Annotated in this window: 20 protein-coding genes; 5 read left to right on the top strand and 15 right to left on the bottom strand. The window is 60.7% G+C overall.

The genetic code is table 11. The features are described from left to right. Window positions 1–9 precede the first annotated feature (9 nt). Entirely contained in the window at window positions 10–570 is a 561-nt protein-coding gene (locus JTJ32_RS05180) for a type III secretion protein (RefSeq protein WP_408004588.1), read from the bottom strand. Window positions 571–784: 214 nt separating this feature from the next. Here JTJ32_RS05180 and JTJ32_RS05175 point away from each other — a divergent pair, with 214 nt between their 5' ends. After that, window positions 785–1,567, top strand: coding sequence for a tetratricopeptide repeat protein (locus JTJ32_RS05175; RefSeq protein WP_210041257.1), 783 nt, complete (start codon window positions 785–787; stop codon window positions 1,565–1,567). 2 nt (window positions 1,568–1,569) lie between these two features. Here the strand turns inward: JTJ32_RS05175 and JTJ32_RS05170 are convergent, their stop codons facing one another. The 7 genes from JTJ32_RS05170 to JTJ32_RS05140 form a co-directional block, all read right to left on the bottom strand. Further along, window positions 1,570–1,986: a hypothetical protein gene (locus tag JTJ32_RS05170; protein ID WP_099230256.1), complete on the bottom strand. Its 417-nt coding sequence runs from the start codon at window positions 1,984–1,986 to the stop codon at window positions 1,570–1,572. A gap of 12 nt (window positions 1,987–1,998) precedes the next feature. Beyond that, the gene (locus tag JTJ32_RS05165) at window positions 1,999–3,315 is read right to left on the bottom strand and encodes a type II and III secretion system protein family protein (protein WP_210041255.1); all 1,317 of its coding nucleotides are present in this window, start codon (window positions 3,313–3,315) and stop codon (window positions 1,999–2,001) included. Beyond that, complete coding sequence (gene sctV, locus JTJ32_RS05160; RefSeq protein WP_210041253.1) at window positions 3,312–5,456, bottom strand: type III secretion system export apparatus subunit SctV; 2,145 nt, start codon at window positions 5,454–5,456, stop codon at window positions 3,312–3,314. The genes JTJ32_RS05165 and sctV overlap by 4 nt, the downstream gene beginning before the upstream one ends. Further along, window positions 5,453–5,791 carry a type III secretion apparatus assembly chaperone SctY gene (gene sctY, locus JTJ32_RS05155; RefSeq protein ID WP_099230251.1) on the bottom strand — a complete coding sequence of 113 codons (339 nt, stop codon included), beginning with the start codon at window positions 5,789–5,791 and terminating at the stop codon, window positions 5,453–5,455. Before sctY ends, sctV begins: the two co-directional genes overlap by 4 nt. Continuing rightward, complete coding sequence (locus JTJ32_RS05150) at window positions 5,788–6,147, bottom strand: hypothetical protein (protein WP_004886367.1); 360 nt, start codon at window positions 6,145–6,147, stop codon at window positions 5,788–5,790. The genes sctY and JTJ32_RS05150 overlap by 4 nt, the downstream gene beginning before the upstream one ends. Then, window positions 6,144–7,109 carry a SctD/MshK family protein gene (locus tag JTJ32_RS05145; RefSeq protein WP_210041251.1) on the bottom strand — a complete coding sequence of 322 codons (966 nt, stop codon included), beginning with the start codon at window positions 7,107–7,109 and terminating at the stop codon, window positions 6,144–6,146. The genes JTJ32_RS05150 and JTJ32_RS05145 overlap by 4 nt, the downstream gene beginning before the upstream one ends. A gap of 122 nt (window positions 7,110–7,231) precedes the next feature. Next, a complete protein-coding gene (locus tag JTJ32_RS05140; RefSeq protein ID WP_003377029.1) occupies window positions 7,232–7,393 on the bottom strand; it encodes a hypothetical protein in 162 nt (53 codons plus the stop codon). Between the two features lie 587 nt (window positions 7,394–7,980). Here JTJ32_RS05140 and JTJ32_RS05135 point away from each other — a divergent pair. Continuing rightward, window positions 7,981–11,460 carry a hypothetical protein gene (locus JTJ32_RS05135; protein WP_210041249.1) on the top strand — a complete coding sequence of 1,160 codons (3,480 nt, stop codon included), beginning with the start codon at window positions 7,981–7,983 and terminating at the stop codon, window positions 11,458–11,460. Window positions 11,461–11,520: 60 nt separating this feature from the next. Here the strand turns inward: JTJ32_RS05135 and JTJ32_RS05130 are convergent, their stop codons facing one another. Further along, entirely contained in the window at window positions 11,521–11,946 is a 426-nt protein-coding gene (locus JTJ32_RS05130) for a VOC family protein (protein ID WP_210041247.1), read from the bottom strand. 134 nt (window positions 11,947–12,080) lie between these two features. Between JTJ32_RS05130 and JTJ32_RS05125 the strand changes: the two genes are divergently transcribed. Both JTJ32_RS05125 and JTJ32_RS05120 read left to right on the top strand, forming a co-directional pair. Beyond that, the gene (locus tag JTJ32_RS05125) at window positions 12,081–13,037 is read left to right on the top strand and encodes a LysR family transcriptional regulator (RefSeq protein ID WP_236059197.1); all 957 of its coding nucleotides are present in this window, start codon (window positions 12,081–12,083) and stop codon (window positions 13,035–13,037) included. Window positions 13,038–13,046: 9 nt separating this feature from the next. Continuing rightward, window positions 13,047–13,289, top strand: coding sequence for a hypothetical protein (locus tag JTJ32_RS05120; RefSeq protein WP_210041245.1), 243 nt, complete (start codon window positions 13,047–13,049; stop codon window positions 13,287–13,289). A gap of 21 nt (window positions 13,290–13,310) precedes the next feature. Here the strand turns inward: JTJ32_RS05120 and JTJ32_RS05115 are convergent, their stop codons facing one another. The 6 genes from JTJ32_RS05115 to JTJ32_RS05090 form a co-directional block, all read right to left on the bottom strand. After that, the gene (locus tag JTJ32_RS05115) at window positions 13,311–14,033 is read right to left on the bottom strand and encodes a DUF72 domain-containing protein (RefSeq protein WP_210041243.1); all 723 of its coding nucleotides are present in this window, start codon (window positions 14,031–14,033) and stop codon (window positions 13,311–13,313) included. Next, the gene (locus JTJ32_RS05110; protein ID WP_210041241.1) at window positions 14,030–14,461 is read right to left on the bottom strand and encodes an HhH-GDP family DNA glycosylase; all 432 of its coding nucleotides are present in this window, start codon (window positions 14,459–14,461) and stop codon (window positions 14,030–14,032) included. Before JTJ32_RS05110 ends, JTJ32_RS05115 begins: the two co-directional genes overlap by 4 nt. Window positions 14,462–14,466: 5 nt before the next feature. Next, the gene (locus JTJ32_RS05105; RefSeq protein WP_210041239.1) at window positions 14,467–14,616 is read right to left on the bottom strand and encodes a hypothetical protein; all 150 of its coding nucleotides are present in this window, start codon (window positions 14,614–14,616) and stop codon (window positions 14,467–14,469) included. A 139-nt stretch (window positions 14,617–14,755) separates the two neighbouring features. After that, complete coding sequence (locus JTJ32_RS05100; RefSeq protein ID WP_210041237.1) at window positions 14,756–15,616, bottom strand: CAP domain-containing protein; 861 nt, start codon at window positions 15,614–15,616, stop codon at window positions 14,756–14,758. Between the two features lie 131 nt (window positions 15,617–15,747). Beyond that, the gene (locus JTJ32_RS05095) at window positions 15,748–15,990 is read right to left on the bottom strand and encodes a hypothetical protein (protein ID WP_184322923.1); all 243 of its coding nucleotides are present in this window, start codon (window positions 15,988–15,990) and stop codon (window positions 15,748–15,750) included. Between the two features lie 55 nt (window positions 15,991–16,045). Next, window positions 16,046–16,591, bottom strand: a complete 546-nt coding sequence (locus JTJ32_RS05090; RefSeq protein ID WP_236059196.1) for a hypothetical protein — start codon at window positions 16,589–16,591, stop codon at window positions 16,046–16,048. 209 nt (window positions 16,592–16,800) lie between these two features. On the opposite strand from JTJ32_RS05090, the gene JTJ32_RS05085 reads away from it, so the two are divergent. Then, complete coding sequence (locus JTJ32_RS05085; RefSeq protein ID WP_210041235.1) at window positions 16,801–16,977, top strand: hypothetical protein; 177 nt, start codon at window positions 16,801–16,803, stop codon at window positions 16,975–16,977. The last annotated feature ends 145 nt before the right edge of the window (window positions 16,978–17,122 follow it).

Raw genomic sequence — 17,122 nt, 5'->3', positions numbered from 1 at the left:
TCCTTTGGGTTATTGACGGTCATTGGTGACCTGGGTGACGACACCGCCACGGAATACCCGCACACCGCGCTCACGCACCACCGGTGCAGTCTCGGCGACAGGTTGACGATCAAGGTGTTGCTGAATCTGCGTCAGGTACGCAGGCGGACCTGACACGAAGAGGCTGTCGTGATCGGGGCTGGCGCGACTGGACATCGGCTGGCCGGACACCTCCAGTTGCGCCAGGTATTGCTGCAGCTCATCCAGCTTCGGCCCCGACAGGTCGAACACCCGGGTGCCGACTTCGTCCGACTGGGCGATGTGCAGCACATTGCCGTCGAAGTACCAGCTCAACTGATTGGCATCGCACAACCGGGACAGAAACTCTCCCGCACTGGCGCCGCGTACGGTGCCTCGCGCCGCGCCGCGCACCTTGTCGGAGAACACCACGATCAGGTCCAGGTTCTGGCCGAATTCGGTCAGGGCGCCACGGATGTCCTGATCCACCAGCACGTAGGCGTAAGGTCTGGAATACCACTCAGGCTCGTGACCCGGTGCCGCCTGCAACACGCAGGAAAACCCGGCCAGCATCAGCAGCATGGCGCTGTGCGCCGCAAGGCGATCAAGCCTGAAGCGCGTCATGGTGACCTCCACCCTGCATGATGCTCGCAGGGAACAAAGCGGGCTGAATCAGGCTCAGAAAACGGTCGCAATTGCGCGCCGAGTCGATAAGATGGCGCTCGCCTGCAACAGCCCTCGGCGGATGATTCGCCTCGCCCGATCCACTTTCACAAGAGCCTTGTCCATGCCCCCTCGTTCCGCGTCCATGCTGTTGCTGCTCGGCTGTCTGACCTTGACGGCCTGTGCCACTCAACCCCGCAGCGATGCCAGCTACGAGCGGTTCATGCAACTGGCGGCGGACCTGGAAAAGCGCGGCGACCCGACCACGGCGGCCTCGTTCTACCAGCGCGCCACCCAGCAGCCTGAGGCCGGCATCGAATCGTGGCTCAAGCTCGGCAATGCCTTGCTCGCCAGCAACGATACACGGGGCGCCGAGCGGGCTTTTCAACGCGCGCTGGAGCTCAAGGCCGACGACCCTGACGCCCTGCTGGGGCTGGGCACCGCTCAGTTGCGTCAAGGCAAGCTGGAGCGCGCTGTCACAGCCCTGACCCAGGCGGCAGACGCCTCGCAGCAGCCGACGGCGTGGAACCGCCTGGGTATCGCGCACATCCTGCTGGGCCAGGCCAAACCGGCCCAGACCGCCTTCAACACCAGCCTGCGACTTGCCCCGAACGATCTGGACACCCGCTGCAACCTGGCGCTGGCCTACGCGCTGGGCGATGACAGTCAGAAGGCGTTGCAGACCATCGAAACGGTGAGCCAGTCGCCACTGGCGCAGCCCAGGCATCAGCGCAACGAATTGCTGGTCATGGTGCTGGCTGGACGCGAGAAGGACCTCAAGAGCATGAGCTTCGAGGACATTCCGAAAGCCGAGCGCAGCAAGTTGATCAACGAGGCGCGCCGCATCAAGGCCATCAAGGACCCTGCAGCGCAGGCCCAGGCGCTGGGTCTGGTGGACGGCCGCTGAGTTCATCGCGCCTCCCGGGTGTCGGTGCTGGCCTGCTGTTCGGCCTGGCGGCGACGCAGTTCTTCACGGTCATAGCCGTCGATGTACACCTGCGCGGCACGGCCGACCGGCGCCGCCATGGTCGGTCCGGTATCACGCCCGCGCAGCACGTCGGCACGCTGCTCGACCATCTGCAACAGAATCAGATTGCTGGCGCAGCCAGGCGGCAGCAAGGCCTGGAAGTCTTCACCGACACCGATGTCATCCTGCGCCGCAGGCTGGGCACACGCCTGAGGCACCAGTTCGATACGGCCATCCGCGCGGGTGACCGCGGTGTAGTCCGGCGAATAACTGACCGGATCAAGGTGCGTCTTGCAGCCGCCCAGTAGACATAACAACAGACACGCAAAGGGAACGGGCAACGCTGGATTGAAGTTCATGGCCTGCTCCTGTCAGTTCATGTAGAAGCCGAATGCACCACCGGTGCGCGGGCTGGCGGATGCCGTCGCTGCTGCGCGCTGCTTGTCAAGCGGCGTGGCGACCACTCGGTCCTTGACGGGCTCGACCAGGTACGGCGTGATCAGGATGACCAGCTCGGTTTCATTGCGCTGAAACCGTTTGGAGCGAAACAGATTGCCCAGAATCGGCATGTCACCGAGCATCGGCACCTTGTCCATGTCCTGGCTGCTCTCACGCTGGAACAGTCCGGCTATGGCAAAGGTCTGGCCGCTGCCGACTTCGACCCGGGTGTCTGCGCGGCGTACGCGAAACGACGGCACTTGATAGCCGTTGACGTCCAGCGTCGTGGTGCTCATCAGACTGCTGACTTCCGGGCGCACCTGCAGCGCGATTCGCCCGTTGGGCAACAGCGTGGGGCTGAACAGCAGTGAAACCCCGTACGGTTTGTATTCGATCCCGACCACTTCGCGGTTGACCGGCACTGGAACGGCCACCTCGCCACCGGCCAGAAAACTGGCGGTCTGTCCGGTCATTGCCGTGATGTTCGGTTCGGCGAGCACTTCAAGGACACCGTTGCTTTGCAGTGCTTCCAGCATCGCGTCGATGTTGACGTTGCCCGAGGCCAGCCCCGCGCTGATGACATTCGAGGCGCCGCCCGCCGCGCCGCTCGCAAGACCGCCACCGGTCAGCAGACCGAAGGAGAACGTGCCGTTATTGAACAGCGCGTTCCAGTTCACGCCATAGCGCAGCAGTTCGGAGCGCGAGACTTCGGCGAAACGCACCCGAATGTTGACCTGCGCGGAGCCCGCATAGGTGGCGCTGTTGATCGTCGATTGAAAGTTCTGCCCTTCGGTGCTCAACAGCGCATTGAGGTCGGTGGCCTCGCCCACATCCTGCACCCCACCGTCGGCCACCAGACGATTGCCGGTGGCCTTGATACGCGTCTGGCTCTGCGGATGAAGCGCCTTGAGCGGCCGTGAGACGGCCGAGGTGCCGCTGTTGATCGACAGGCTCAGCGTCGCGGTTTCCTGTCCTTCAGCGTCCAGAGCAATCAGACTGGTTTCCCCGGCTGCCTTGCCAAATACGTAAATCACGCCGGGCGATACCACCTGCAAATCGGCAATAGTCGGTTCGGCGACCATCACCGAATCCACGGGCGCCGAAAAATGCAGCACCCGGCCTTCACCGATTCCCAGATCGATCGTGCCCTTGGCACCTTTGCCGATGTTCTCGGCGCTGGCATGGCTGCTCAGAAGCAGCACGCCAAGGCTGAAGAAAAACGTACGCAGTGCAGCTACTGTAAAAGTCATGAGGCAGTCGCCAATGAAGAGACGGAACCGGACCCTGAGGCCGTACGCGTATTGATATCGGTCAGGCTGAGGGTGCCGACCGCCTGAAGGTTGTATTCACCCGCAAGCTCCCTGAACGACAGCACGGCCAACTGCAGCTCGCCCCGAACGATCATGCGACGGATGCCCCGACGCAGCTCGGGGTGCACCAGCAGCACGGTGGCGTCGTTTTCCGGCAACAGGTCACACAACCGGCGCACTTGCACGAGCAGGGTGCGGGCAATGTCGTCCGGGACCGAATCACGCCCCTTGTCCAGGCGGCTGATGGCTGCGCGCAACTGCTCCTCCAGCGCCGGTGCCAGGACGAACGCGCTGATGACTCGATTGCGGTCGGCGTACTGATGACTGATCTGCCGCGCCAGTCCGGCGCGGAGATGTTCGGTGAGGCGTCCGGCGTCGGATTCGCGGCTCCCCCACTCCACCATCGCCTCAAGCAGACCTCGGCGATTGCGGATGGAAACGCCTTCGGCGACCAACAGACGCAACGCTTCAGCCACACGTTGCAACGGCAGGATGCGTAACACCTCTTTGATCAGCTCACCGTATTTGCCTTCCTGTTGCTCCAGCATCACGCGGGTTTCCTGGATCCCCAGAAAGTCGGCAGCGTAGCGGCGCAGTGTGCGATCAAGGACCTCACGTAACACCTCGTCGGCAAACAGAAAGCCGATACCGGCCTCCTGCAACTGACTGGCATACTCGCGCTCAACCCAAAAACCCGAACGTTCACTGATCGGTGACGGCGCCTCGCGGGGCTCGACAGCGAGCAACTGAGCGTGCACGGAGTCGTCCTGCAGAAGCAGCCATTGGCCCTCGAACTCGCCTTCGCAGACGGGCACGCCTTCCAGTTCGACCTGAAAACGCTCGGAGGACATCGAACGATCCAGATAAACCTCAGGCACCGGCACATCAATGCCAAGGTCGGCCCGAATCTCGTGGCAGAGCGCTTCGATCCGCTGCCGCAGCGGCTGCAATGGCGCCGCATGAGCCAGACCGTCTCCGACGCTCAGCAGCACACGGCTGTCCAATGGACGTTCGAATGTTTCCAGCACTTCGGGCACGTCTGGCTCGGCCGCCGGCTCATCTTCCGCCGGATCGACTGCGGACACGGACGCGTCGGTTCTGGAGCGACGCCAGAGCACCACTGCACTGCCGCCCAACACCGCCGACAGCCCGACGAACACCAGCAACGGAAACCCAGGCAACAGCCCGACACCCAGCAGGATCAGCGCGGTCAGCCCCAATGCACGATGACTGGCGCCCAGTTGCCGGACGATTTCCGTCCCCAGGTCGCGCTCCTCGCCGTCACTGTTGACCCGCGTCACCACCGTGCCGGCAGCCACCGAAATCAACAGTGCGGGAATCTGCGCGATCAGACCGTCGCCGACAGTCAGCAACGAATAGGTATGGGCGGCTTCGGCAAAAGGCATTCCGCGCTCGACCATGCCGATCATCATTCCGCCCAGCAGGTTGACGAACAGGATCACGAGCCCCGCGATGGCGTCGCCCTTGACGAATTTCATCGCCCCGTCCATGGCGCCGAACATCTGGCTTTCACGCTCCAGACGCGAGCGGCGGCGACGCGCCTCGGCCTGATCGATATCGCCATTACGCAGATCGTTATCGATGCTCATCTGCTTGCCGGGCATGGCGTCCAGAGTGAAGCGCGCAGCCACTTCGGCGACCCGCTCGGCACCTTTGGTGATGACCACGAACTGCGCCACGGTAATGATCAGAAACACCACCAGCCCGACCACCACTTGACCGGCGATCACGAAATCGCCGAAGGCCTTGACGATATGACCGGCATTGCCATCCAGCAGAATCAGGCGTGTCGTGGTGATCGACAGGGACAGCCGAAACAACGTGCTGAGCAGAATCAGCGGCGGCAATGCCGAAAACTCCACCGAATGGTTGATGTAGAAGGCAACGATCAGAATCAGCAGACTAAGCGCGATGTTCACCCCGATCAGCGCATCGACCAGATAGGTCGGCAGCGGAATGATCATCATGGCGATGGCCATCAGCATGAACGCGACGATGATCACGTCGGTGCGCTTTGAAGCGACCTGCGCCAGCAAATTGAGACGATTCATGAACGTCATTGCTCATCCCTCCGGGCGCTCAGGTAGCGTCTGAAGCACTGACGGGCTTCGTCCCTGTTTCCGGCTTTCCACAAGGCACGACTGCGCAACAGCAGCAAGGCCGCGCTCTCGCCCTGATAGCTTACCAGTCGATCAAGCGCTGCCAGCGCCCTGCTGGTATCACCGCTGCTGGTGAAGGCCAGCACCAGGCTGTGAAGCAGACCGGTGTCGGCCGGTGCCAGCTGGATGGCAATCAACAGCATCACCAGCGCCCGCTGCGGTTGACCGCAGCGACGATAGAGATCGCCAAGCCCCTTGAGCAGCTCGACGCATTCACGATCCTGACTCGCGCTCATGGCTGCACCTGCGCGCGTTGCTGTTCCAGTAACAGGCGGATATCGATTTCCTCACGGATCACATCTTCAGCCAGCGCCCGGATATCCGGTTCGGCATCCAGCGCAGGCAAGACTTCGTCAAGCAGGTAACGCAGGGTCTGGAGCGAGCGCACGGTGCCGAACAGCTCGGTGCTGGCAGCAGCGGCCTGATCGGTCTGCTCCAGCTCACCACGCAGCGAACGGCGTACCTTTCTTTCGCGCTGGTCAAGCAATGCTTCGAATCGCGGTGCCTGGCGTGGCGATACCGGGGCGACGCGTTCGACGGCCGGCAGCGGCTCGCCAGGGGACGGAAGTACGGGGCGCAGGTCGACTTTCATAACGTAAACACAAACCTTTCCTGACCACGCACCAGGCGCACCTGATCATCGGCAATGCCTTCCAGGGTCCAGTTGTCCTGCAACGCTGCACCGGGATAGACACGCTTGCCGTGTTCATCGATCACGTAGGGATCCGGACCGAACCAGACGGCCTGAAAACGCACGCGAGGCTTGGCCACCGAAGCTGCGAGCTGCACCTTGGGGGTCAATACGATGTGTTGGCCAAACTGGCTGTCGAAAGCACGCTGGACCTGAAGCCAGCTGCTTTTCTGTTCCGGGGAATAGGTGCCTTCCACACCGAGCTGTCCGCCAGGACCTGTGCCGCTGTGGCTGACAAGGTGCAACTGTTGAAGGCCAGCCTCTTTCAACGCCTGCTCCAGCCAGCCCTGCGCCTGAACGAGCGTCGGGGCCGGGGCGGCTTCAGGCAACGGTGTTTGATGGGTGACTATTGCGCGCATGGCATCTTCGCGCGGTGCATGCAGCGCAAACGCGGTCGCGCAGATCAGCAACAGCGCCAACGCAGCGACGAGCGCCCAGACCAGAGGGAAACGCGTGCTCGCAACACCGGAGGCGACTGCTTGCAGCCGGTCCGCGCGCAGACACAGCCGGGCCTGACCCAGCTCAAGTTCCACTGGCAGGCGGACTCGCTGACCGGTGCCTGCCGTCAGTACCGTACGCAGACCGCCGGCATGAATGAACGCGACGTCACCGCCGCAGGCTTCGATGGCTACCCGGTCGAGATTCGTCTGGTCAACGGCAAACACCAGGCGCACATGCTGAGCGGCGATATCGGCGTCGCTCAGGATAAGGTCGGCAGGCGCGGCGCTCCCGATGCTATAGCCAGGCTTGTCCAGGGCCAGTGAAACACCCTTGTGCAAACCTTGAAGAATTTCGAGCACACGCGCGCTCTGGCCGGGCGCCGCGGTATCGGGCGTCGACTTGAATGAAATCAGGGCTGTCATGATCGAGTCACCACCGTGTGATTTACCGGAAACGGCACGTCAGAGCCGGGTAAAACTGTCGATCGCAAGACTTTTCGTGAAGAGAAGATGCGGGCAGCGGCGATGCTGCCCGCATGACAACGTCAGTTCTGCGGACGTTGCTTGGTCGCGTCCAGCTCTGCCTTCTTGGCGGTGGAGATTTCGGTGATCTTGGCCGACTTCTCGATCGCCATATCAAAGGTGGCGGACATTTTTTCGATCGCTGCGTCAGAGTTGCCGGAGCTTACGGGTGGAGTAGAACTCATGTTGTTTCTCCTTGCTTCGAGGGAAGTTGTACCTGCCGACAGGCAAGCCAAAAAGCGGTGACCGGACACTCTTGCGCAATACATAGTTGGCGACTGCGCCACTAAGAAGTTTGCTGTCCGACCCCATGAATACTACGCAGCGCTTATTGAGCGGTGCTGTGAAAAGTTGTGAATTTGCAAAAACAGCCCCAAACAAAAAGATATCGGACAAGTAATATCAAAATGATATTTATTGTGCGTAATTATATTTTTGGAGAAATTGAACTTTACACCAGACACCGGCAGCGCAAAGCGCACAGCATGGAGACCGGTCTGACGGGCCTCAGGACGCTTTCAAGCCCGTTGTGAAATGTTGTGAAAATGCACTTCGCAACCCTTATATGACACGCGGCAATGTTAGTGTCATGCAAGTAACACCCTGCAGTACCGTAATTGTGCGCTATTGAATGACGGCACAATTCAATGACCAGTTCACGCTCGAAAGTGTATGTCGCCCGAAGGGTCGAGACGGCTCTGTGTCATTGAGTAACTCAACGCGCGGCCCGTTTCGGGACCCAGTCCAACCGTTACAACAGGAGTCATATGGTATGTCGACACCCACGATAGGTCAGACACCCGGCCCTCTTCCCTCGGCAACGCCAGGCTTCAATGCCAAGGCCCGTTTCACACAGTTGCTGCAGACCAGTAACCGCAATGGCGCTCAGTACCGCCCGGCCGGCGCCAACGATAAAGCGCCCGCGTTGAATGACTACACCTCCATTGAAAAGCCAGGCACGGTGGCGGCCGACACCGTGCGCTACGTCACTCAGAATGGCGACCACGTACTGGTCAGCAAATCCACAAGCCCGGCGCTTTACCAACAGGTGGTCGAAGATCAGCCGCGCGTGGCCGGTTTCAAGGCCAGCGTCGAGGCCGGCTACGTGCTGGCCAACGCGGACGCTGCAGCACCCGAGACGTTGAGCGGCTATTCACGCATCGGTCCTCCGGACGAAAGCGGGCCAGGCCTTATTCGTTACGAGGCGGCCGATGGCAGCAAGGTCATTGTGTCGCAACAGCAGAGTCCCGAGCTGTTCAAGCAGGTAGCGTCTGACTTCAAGGCCCTGTCTGGCGTGGGCAACAGCCAGCGTGAAGGCTATCGCGTAGCCGGAGCTGATGAAAAACCGCCCGAGAAACTGGGTGATTTCGCCGTGGTCGGTCCGGTGGATGAGGTGGGTCCCGGCGTGATGCGCTACGTGGACCGCGAAGGCAACAAGGTCGTCGTGGCGCAGCGTGACAACCCTGAACTGTATAAGGCTGCCAAGGATGCATTCACCAGCCTGACCGGTTTGAGCAAAAGCGAAGGTGAGGGCTATCGCAGGGCCGGTGACAACGAAGTGTGGCCGCCTGTGTTCGGCACCACCGTCGGGCCGCTGAATGAAGCAGGCCCAGGCACCATCCGTTACGAACACAATGGCGAAAAGGTCGTGGTTGCCCGAGACGATAATCCAAAGCTGTTCGACTACCTCGCGGCCTTGCAAACCGTCGTGTCCGATCCGGAAAAAAGAACGGCGCTGGAAACGGCTGTCAACGAGGGGCAACTTCTGGCAGACGGCAACACCCCGATCCCGAAACTGGGCGACATTACCGAGTTCACCTGGGTGACCGGCCAGGAAGACAGCCAGATCAGTTACAAGAATCAGGCGGGCGAGCGGATTGTCGTCTCCGAAGCCCTGACGCCCGAGCTGTTCGAGAAGGTCAGTACGCTCAATGACGCGTGGACAAAGATTCACAGTAGTGAGGCGGAAGGTTACAAACTGGCTGGTCCGAATGACTTCCTGAAAAACAAAGACATTGTCATCGGCTCGCCGGACGAATTGGGCGACGGCCTGATCCGGTTTGCCAACGGTGATGACAAGTTCATCGTATCGCAAGACCAGAGCCCGCAACTGTACGACGATGTCGTGGCGAAATGGAACGAGCTGGGTTCGGGCAACATCGAAGAGACGCGCACCCGTCATAACTTGCCTCCCGCTGCCGAACTGGACCTGATGGGCCAGAAAACCGGGGTGAAGGCCGATAAGGACGATGAAAATTCCCCCGAGCTGAATGTGGGCGAACTGGCGACCAAAGAGCTGCTGGATCAGTACCGCGAGGGCGTCAAGAACGGCGACATCGCCAAGGATGATCCGCGCGCCAAGCTGGTGAGGGCCATCGAAGCGCAGGCCGCCTATGACAACGGTCGCGGGCTGACGGGTTATGAAGAGGCGCAAGGCGCATTCGGTGGCACCTGGCGGGAATTCGACAGCAAGCAGACTCAGCTGAGTTCGGCGGACATGCACGACATCATCGATGGCGGCAAACTGCAGGAACAGCTGACGACGCTGTTCTCTGATCCGACCGTGCAGCAGGATTACCAGACCAAGATGACCGACGCGCTCGGCAAAGTGCCCGACAAGGACGCCATCAAGCAAAAGCTGATCGACCTGACTGCCAATCCCGATTACGTGCTGTACCTCAAGGACCTCAAGGCACAGGGACTTGGACAGGAAGCCCAGAAGGACCTGAGCGACACCCTGTCATCGCTGGCACTGGTCGACCCCGAGGCTGCCAGCAAAGCCGCGCAGTCGATTCAGGCAGATGGTCTCACCAGTGATCTCAATGACCTGGTCGCCGACCCGTCGAAAATCAGTGACGAAAACAACGCGCTGGCCACCAAGGATCTGTTCGGCCTGCTCAAGGGCGAACTCAAGGGCATTCTGGTTGACCTGCCCCGCCACCTTCAGCCAACGTTCGAAAAATTCATCCAGGAAGGCGTCGTCGGCAACGCCAAGACCGAGGACATCGCCAAGGCGCTCAAGGAAGTCGGCAAGGCTTACCAGGAAAAAGGCTCAGTGAGCGAGGCCGACATCAAGACCGCGCTGTCCAAGCCTTACATTCCAGTGGCGGATCGCGGCAAACTCGGAGAGATCTTCAACACCCTCAACAGCAAAGGCGTCATGGGCTCGGTGGCTGCGGGCGTGTCACTGTTTTCGGCCATTTACCAAATGGTGGGTAAAGGGGGAAAACTGGGCGAAACGCCCCTCCAGCGTCTGAGCATCGCGAAGGACTTCATCAGTTTTGCAGGCGGCGCCAGCCATTTCGTCAAACTGGCGGACAAGGTGGGCGACCTGATGGGCAAAGGCGGCCTGGTCGATCTGCTGGGCCTGGACAAGACCGTTCCGGAAATCTGGGGCAAGTCGGACATGAAGCCGCCCAAAGTCGAAGTCAGCCCCAGTGGCCTGAGTGCCGAGCGGCTCGCCGAGATACGCTCTGCGCTGGACATCACCGACAACCAGCGCATGGACCTGATAGGCGACCTGACCGGCAATGCGCAGGCCGAGCACAAGGCCGTTGAAGGAATCTCTCAGCGCCTGGACAGCGAGGTCAAGCTCAAGCCCGGTGTCTCGGCCAAGATTGCAGGCTCAGTCGTCAAAGTGCTGGGGCCGGCAACGGATCTGGCTGGCGGTTTTGCCGACATCGTGCTCGGCGCCTTTACCATCAAGGACGGCGTCAAGTCCGGTGACAAGCTGGCGCAGGCAGCGGGAGGTCTGCAGATCGCGGGTGGCGCATTCGGCGCGTCTGCCGGGGTGCTGGGTACCGCTGCGCTGGTCGGCGCAGGCGGAGCAGCCGCCACCGCACTGGCCGGGCCATTCTTTTTGGTCGGGGTGGTCATCGCCGTGGTCGGCGGGATCATCGGTTACTTTGTCGACCACAACAAGAAACAGAAGGCGTCCGAGAAAGAAAACGACTGGTATCGCGAATTGGCCGCCGATGGCCTGTTGCAGGCCGATTGGGGCGACAAGGTGGAATACGCGCATTACTCGATCCACCATTATCGCGAACGCGAAGCGCCCGAAGACGACAGCCTGTTCCGCTTCCAGCGCGCCGAGTGGGAACATTTTGACGAAACGCCGCAGAAGAAAGGCTCGTCCAGCAACCGTCTGGATGAAACGCTGCACGTGGAGTACGGTGAGCCCCACAAATCACCGGACGCCCAGAAGCGTGACGATCTGAGAAACGCTCCGCGCTGGGGCGGTTCGAAAGTCTGATTCGCGTTTCAACTGAGTTGCAACCCGAAAGCCGCTTTCCTGAAAGCGGCTTTCTGCCGTTCACTTGGCAAACAACTGGCTCATGTCCTTGAAGGCCTTGAACTCCAGCGCGTTACCGCACGGATCGAACAGGAACATGGTGGCCTGCTCGCCGACCTGCCCTTTGAAACGGATGTAAGGTTCGATCACAAATTGCGTGCCCAGCGACCTCAGGCGCTCGGCCAGCGCTTCCCATTGCTCCCAATGCAGGATGATGCCGAAATGCGGAACCGGCACGTCATGCCCGTCTACTGCATTGCTGTGGACGTGTTCCTGCGACGATGTCTTCCGGTGTTCGTGGATCACCAGCTGGTGCCCATAGAAATCGAAGTCGACCCACTGCTCGCTGGATCGACCTTCAGCCAGGCCAAACACTTCGCCATAAAAACTGCGCGCAGCAGCAAGGTCATACACAGGTATCGCCAGATGGAAAGGTGAAAGGCTCATTGCAGGCTCCGGGCTCAGGTCGGTTGGACAGGACGTCGGCGCGTCCTTGTTGGTAACGCCGGCCCCATCATATGCACGAGGACTCAACACTAAAATCAATATATATTTCTCGAATACACAAAAGAGATTTATCAATGATTCGCGAGCTCAAGACCCTGGTAGCCGTTGCACAGGCCGGAACCTTTGCCGCGGCAGGCAACCGAATCGGCCTGACCCAGGCGGCCGTCAGCGCGCAAATGCAGCGTCTGGAGGCGGAACTGGGCTTTGCGTTGTTCGAGCGCAAGGGGCGTTCGGCGCAGCTGAATCGCATGGGTCACCAGACCCTGCTGCAGGCGCAGGAACTGATCCGGCTCTACCACAATCTGGGGTCATCTCCTGCCGGGCAGCCCGCCGTGCTGCACCTCACGATCGGTGCCATCGCCTCCATGCAATGCTCGCTGCTACCGGACGCGCTGGCGGCCTTTCACCGTTTGTGGCCGCAATGCCGGACGCGGGTCATTCCGGGTGTTTCCATGAATCTGGTCAATCAGGTGGATGCAGGCGAAATCGATCTGGCGGCGATCATCCGACCGCCCTTCTCGCTGCAAAGCGATTTGCGCTGGACCAGTCTCGCGCAGGAGCCCTATCGCCTGATCGTACCGGCTGAAATACCGGGCGATGACTGGATGCAGTTGCTCTCGTCACAACCCCTCATTCGTTATGACCGTTCTTCGTTTGGCGGCCGTCAGGTGGATCGCTTCCTGCGCCAGATGCCGTTCAGCGTCCGGGAGGTCTGCGAACTGGATGAACTGGAGGCCATTATCAAGCTGGTCGCCCGTGGTCTGGGCGTGGCGCTCATACCGCAAACGGCCAGTCACCATCCGTGGCCTGAAGGTATCCGGGCGCTGGACCTTGGCGAGCAGACCTTTCATCGAGACGTGGGCCTGGTGCACCGCGACCGGCAGAGCCTCAACGAGTCGACCACCACGCTGATCGATCTCCTTCAACGCCCCGCCCGTTGCGTCGAGACTGACAGCGGTCAGGCAGATGAGATTGAAAAAGATCGAACTCGCCGTTTCGTCGCCCTCTCCAAGGAAGACAATCATCAGTGAGGAATAAACATGAGTAATGACCACGCGAAACCTCAAGGCAAGGCTTCGGAAGACCAGCCGTACACCCCCACCGTCGACCAGTCCGGCGAGCCTGTCGAGGTCGTGCGCAAGGACATCGACAATCAGGATTCACCTGCCGAAGGCGTCGACAAGATCATCACCCCGACCTCCAACCGCGAAAAGGAACAGGACGCCGAGACGCTCAAGGAAAAGAATCGCGAAGTCGAGGCCAAGCTGGCCGGGCGGGAGTAAGCGCGCGGGCGCAAGGGCAAATCAGCCCGCGAGCAGCCCTTGCAGCGCCAACGCATCCCCCACTGCCGCACCGCTGGCGGTATTGTCGAACAGGCACCAGGGCGCTGCGCCTTCCTCAACGGAACGGCGTAAATGCTCGGCAATCGTCACCAACCGCTCGGCACCATACGGGCTGTGGTAAATCTGCGGCGAACCGTGAAGCCGCCAATAGCGCACACCTTGCCAACCCGCTGGAACGTCACCACCTGACACCGGTGACGGATCGGCGGCGACCTGCCCGATACGTTGATCGACCAGCAGCGACTGCGCCTGCCGCCACGACGCGTGGCGCGGCTCGAGCACCACATGCCCGGCGTAGTACCGGCGCAGTAACGAAAAAAAGCGTTGTGCGATCTCAGGGTCATAGCGAAATGAGGGTGGCAGCTGGATCAACAGGCACCCCAGCTTGTCACCCAACTGCGTGCACTGTTCGATAAATACCCTTAGCAGGCTTTCGCAGTCATGCAGACGCAACTCGTGGCTGAGGGTCTTGGGCAGCTTCACGGAAAATCGAAAATCTTCAGGTACCGACTCGGCCCAGCGGGCATACGTCTGCGGCCGATGAGGCCGATAGAACGAGCTGTTGATTTCCACCGCATTGAAGCGGGTTGCATAACGCTGCAGATGAGTGCCGTCATCAGGGAATACGGGCCAATATTGACGCGCCAGGCTCCAACCCGCGCAGCCGACAAGTAACGGGCTCAATACAACAGCCTCGCGGCCTCGCGCATGAAGATTTCCACGGTCTTGGGGCCTACGCCATCAAACGCCAGCAGGCGCTTCTCGAAATCCGCCCGGTCATCACTGGCCTCGTAAAGGTCGAGAAGCTTGCCGCCGTATTCCTCGTTGAGTTTATTGGCCAGTGCCAGCAACCGTTCGGCAGTGGACTCGTCATAGCGTACGTAATGCGCCTGCCCCAGCATGGCGACCAGTTCACGATGCGTACAGCTTGCCAGCTTGCGAGGCGTATCACGCCCCCTGTGCTCGACGATCACGCGGTAGGCTTCGCAGGCGATCTGGGCCTGGATCCTTTTGCCTATCAGAAAACTGGCGATCAGCCATTTGAACAGGGATTTCTCCTTGTCCTCGCTGAAATCGATCTGCAAGTCTGAGGCAGTCACGGACAGGGTCATGAGGATTACTTGCTCTGCCCGGATTCGCCCTGCTGCATCTGCACCGACGACTTGCTGCCGTCGGTGTTGTCCCTGGTCTCGTTACCCGAGTTGTCGAAGCAGCCGTGCAGGGCCAACAGACAGAAAAAACCCAGGCAGATCGCTGGCTTGCTCATGTGAATACTCCTGATCACTTCATTGCATTGAAAGGCCGCGACGGGTGAAACGTCACGCCTTCCCTAGCAGACAATCAGGCTGCCTCAACGGTTTGTTCAGTGCGTCCCACGGCACGACCAACGGTAGCGACACTCGGTATCAAGGCCCACCGAACAGCAGGGTCCAGTAAACGCCATAGTCGGTCTGTACGCCGGTCGCATACGCCACCCCGACCTCGGTGAACATCGGGTTCATGAGGTTCGCGCAGTGTCCGGGGCTGGCCAGCCAACTGGCCATGGCCTTGCTGGCCGTACTTTGCCCGGCCGCAATGTTCTCGCCGATTTGCCGACCGCTGTAGCCCGCCGCACGCGCCCGGTCAGCGGGCGAGTCCCCATCGAAACCGCGGTGCTGAAAGTAGTTTTCGCTGGCCATCGATTGGCTGTGGCCCTGAGCAGCCAGTTCCAGCGTGGCGTTCCAGACCACAGGCCGTGCCGCTGCAAATAGCCGTTTGCCGCACATCCGGGGTTTGGAACGCACTTCGTTGACTTGTGCGAGCAGCAGCTTGCCCGGCGAACGGGTGTCGCTCAGCTTGCTGTCGATCAACGGGCGGGCCAGCACGACGCGCCAGTCGTTGCGCTCTCGAGTGATACCGATGTCAGCGTACTGAGCATCCAGCAACGCGCCACAGTAACGCGCCTTGAGCATGCCGAACGCTTCGTTGGCATCCTGCGCGCCCGCCAGACGAATAGTGCGCACGGTCACCGCCTGATAGCCTGCTGCCTTCAAGGCATCGCGTGAACTGCCGTTGAAGACGATGGGCAGCGTGACGCCACCATTCAATGCCAATGGACGAGCCGCCTTGGGGGGTCGCGCGTCACAGCGCTGCGGCTGCGCCCGATAGGCATTGATGCTCTGGACCAACTGCTGTTCATCACTGGCCATCGCAGGCACGGCAAACAAGAAAGCGAACGAAATCAGGCAACGCCGGATAGGCCACGGGAAACGGAGGTGCTTGCGCATGATCGGCACGGGCTCTGGAGGATGGGGAACACCGGAACGGCAGAACTGGCCGGCAGGCTGCAGCTCTTTTTTCAGGGCCCGAATAGGACTGTGCAACGGACCCATGGTTCATGCCGGCACAGCGCCACGGCCTAGAGTTTTCCGATGTCCCCCGTCGCCTCGCCCAGACTGGCCAGCGTCTGTTCGATGTCCAGCACAGCGTGATCCAGCTTGACGAACGACTGCTGCAGCGCCTCCAGATCATCGACCGTCTGATGGCCGCGCAGATGCGCCACTCGCTCAAGCTCGCTGCGCTCAAGGCCTCGAATGTCGTCGCGCAATCGCTCCAGCGTTACCCGGACGGCCTCAAACTGCTCATGACGTTCATGTTTCACTTTGCAACTCCCATCATCGGAAGGTTTTGGTTTACGGCTCACACCGTGCAGAAATTCAGAGCGCGGATCCGGGATGCCATCCCAGCTGACGCCTGATCATCCGACGATAGGGCGTGTCGATCTGCTCGGGAACCCGCTCGATATAATCGCGCGCATGCTTGAGCGTTTCGCCGGTCAGCCCCGAGAGGTACGCCACCGTATCCTCGACCGATGGGACGCGGCCTTCGATGCCGTCGAACCGGGGCGGCAATGCCGTCCAGATGACGGCGTTGATCCGCCGGTTCCACGCCCACTCCATCAAGGCACCGACCGGCTTGCGCGAAACCAGCAGACTGGCCACCGCACCTTCGCGCTGCTCAGGGATCTGTTCACGGTCACGCAATGCCGCACAGGCCTCCTCGACGCTGGGCACCGCCAGCAACGCCCAGCACACCTTGACGGGCGGCGCGTTCAAACAAATGGCGGTAGACAACTCGCCCCCGTCCGCCACTCGCGAAAACTCGATCGGCAGCGCAGGACCGTCCCCGTACCAGTCACCCGCCAGCGCAAGCGAGCCCGGCTCCCAGATCAATGACCCCCAGCCCAGACATGCAATATTCAAGGTCCAGCCCTCACAGATTCATCCGGATACCGCAACTGTGACAACGCACCTGGCCGATTCTCCCTTGCATGACCAACGTTTCACTTCCTGAGACCGCCTGTCAGGACCGAGGATCATCGTTTTGAATTTCCCCTTTGAATCAAGATCATTTTTCAGACAGGCACCGGCCAGACCCATCCGGTGCCAACTGTCGGCCATGGGAGCCCTGAATGAAGGAATTGATGACAGCGGTCACTGAGCAAAAACGGGATGCAAAACATTCACTGACGAACGATATCGCCAGCAAAGTGAAACAGATTTTCAGGCTGATCGTCCGGGAGCTTCGCCCGGAAGCCCCACGCAGGCGTCTGCTGGAGCGCTGCCGTAGGCGGCGCGAAGAAGACTGAACCCTGGAACATTCCATCGGACGTTCCTCAGGCATCGCTCCAGAACCGAAGCAGGCCGAGCCCTTGCCTTCGATCAGGACACTTGGCCGAAAGTCAGAACCAACCGCCACTGCAAGGCTCTGAACCTCATAACGCTGAACCTCAT

Source organism: Pseudomonas alliivorans (genome assembly GCF_017826695.1).
Taxonomy (GTDB): domain Bacteria; phylum Pseudomonadota; class Gammaproteobacteria; order Pseudomonadales; family Pseudomonadaceae; genus Aquipseudomonas; species Aquipseudomonas alliivorans.
This window is presented reverse-complemented; position numbering and strand designations above follow the sequence as displayed.

Excerpts from the sequence above, each read along its gene's own strand:
- JTJ32_RS05180 (WP_408004588.1), bottom strand. The coding sequence starts at position 570 with ATGCTGGCCGGGTTTTCCTGCGTGTTGCAGGCGGCACCGGGTCACGAG.
- JTJ32_RS05175 (WP_210041257.1), top strand. The coding sequence starts at position 785 with ATGCCCCCTCGTTCCGCGTCCATGCTGTTGCTGCTCGGCTGTCTGACC.
- JTJ32_RS05170 (WP_099230256.1), bottom strand. The coding sequence starts at position 1,986 with ATGAACTTCAATCCAGCGTTGCCCGTTCCCTTTGCGTGTCTGTTGTTA.
- JTJ32_RS05165 (WP_210041255.1), bottom strand. The coding sequence starts at position 3,315 with ATGACTTTTACAGTAGCTGCACTGCGTACGTTTTTCTTCAGCCTTGGC.
- sctV (WP_210041253.1), bottom strand. The coding sequence starts at position 5,456 with ATGACGTTCATGAATCGTCTCAATTTGCTGGCGCAGGTCGCTTCAAAG.
- sctY (WP_099230251.1), bottom strand. The coding sequence starts at position 5,791 with ATGAGCGCGAGTCAGGATCGTGAATGCGTCGAGCTGCTCAAGGGGCTT.
- JTJ32_RS05150 (WP_004886367.1), bottom strand. The coding sequence starts at position 6,147 with ATGAAAGTCGACCTGCGCCCCGTACTTCCGTCCCCTGGCGAGCCGCTG.
- JTJ32_RS05145 (WP_210041251.1), bottom strand. The coding sequence starts at position 7,109 with ATGACAGCCCTGATTTCATTCAAGTCGACGCCCGATACCGCGGCGCCC.
- JTJ32_RS05140 (WP_003377029.1), bottom strand. The coding sequence starts at position 7,393 with ATGAGTTCTACTCCACCCGTAAGCTCCGGCAACTCTGACGCAGCGATC.
- JTJ32_RS05135 (WP_210041249.1), top strand. The coding sequence starts at position 7,981 with ATGTCGACACCCACGATAGGTCAGACACCCGGCCCTCTTCCCTCGGCA.
- JTJ32_RS05130 (WP_210041247.1), bottom strand. The coding sequence starts at position 11,946 with ATGAGCCTTTCACCTTTCCATCTGGCGATACCTGTGTATGACCTTGCT.
- JTJ32_RS05125 (WP_236059197.1), top strand. The coding sequence starts at position 12,081 with ATGATTCGCGAGCTCAAGACCCTGGTAGCCGTTGCACAGGCCGGAACC.
- JTJ32_RS05120 (WP_210041245.1), top strand. The coding sequence starts at position 13,047 with ATGAGTAATGACCACGCGAAACCTCAAGGCAAGGCTTCGGAAGACCAG.
- JTJ32_RS05110 (WP_210041241.1), bottom strand. The coding sequence starts at position 14,461 with ATGACCCTGTCCGTGACTGCCTCAGACTTGCAGATCGATTTCAGCGAG.
- JTJ32_RS05105 (WP_210041239.1), bottom strand. The coding sequence starts at position 14,616 with ATGAGCAAGCCAGCGATCTGCCTGGGTTTTTTCTGTCTGTTGGCCCTG.
- JTJ32_RS05100 (WP_210041237.1), bottom strand. The coding sequence starts at position 15,616 with ATGCGCAAGCACCTCCGTTTCCCGTGGCCTATCCGGCGTTGCCTGATT.
- JTJ32_RS05085 (WP_210041235.1), top strand. The coding sequence starts at position 16,801 with ATGAAGGAATTGATGACAGCGGTCACTGAGCAAAAACGGGATGCAAAA.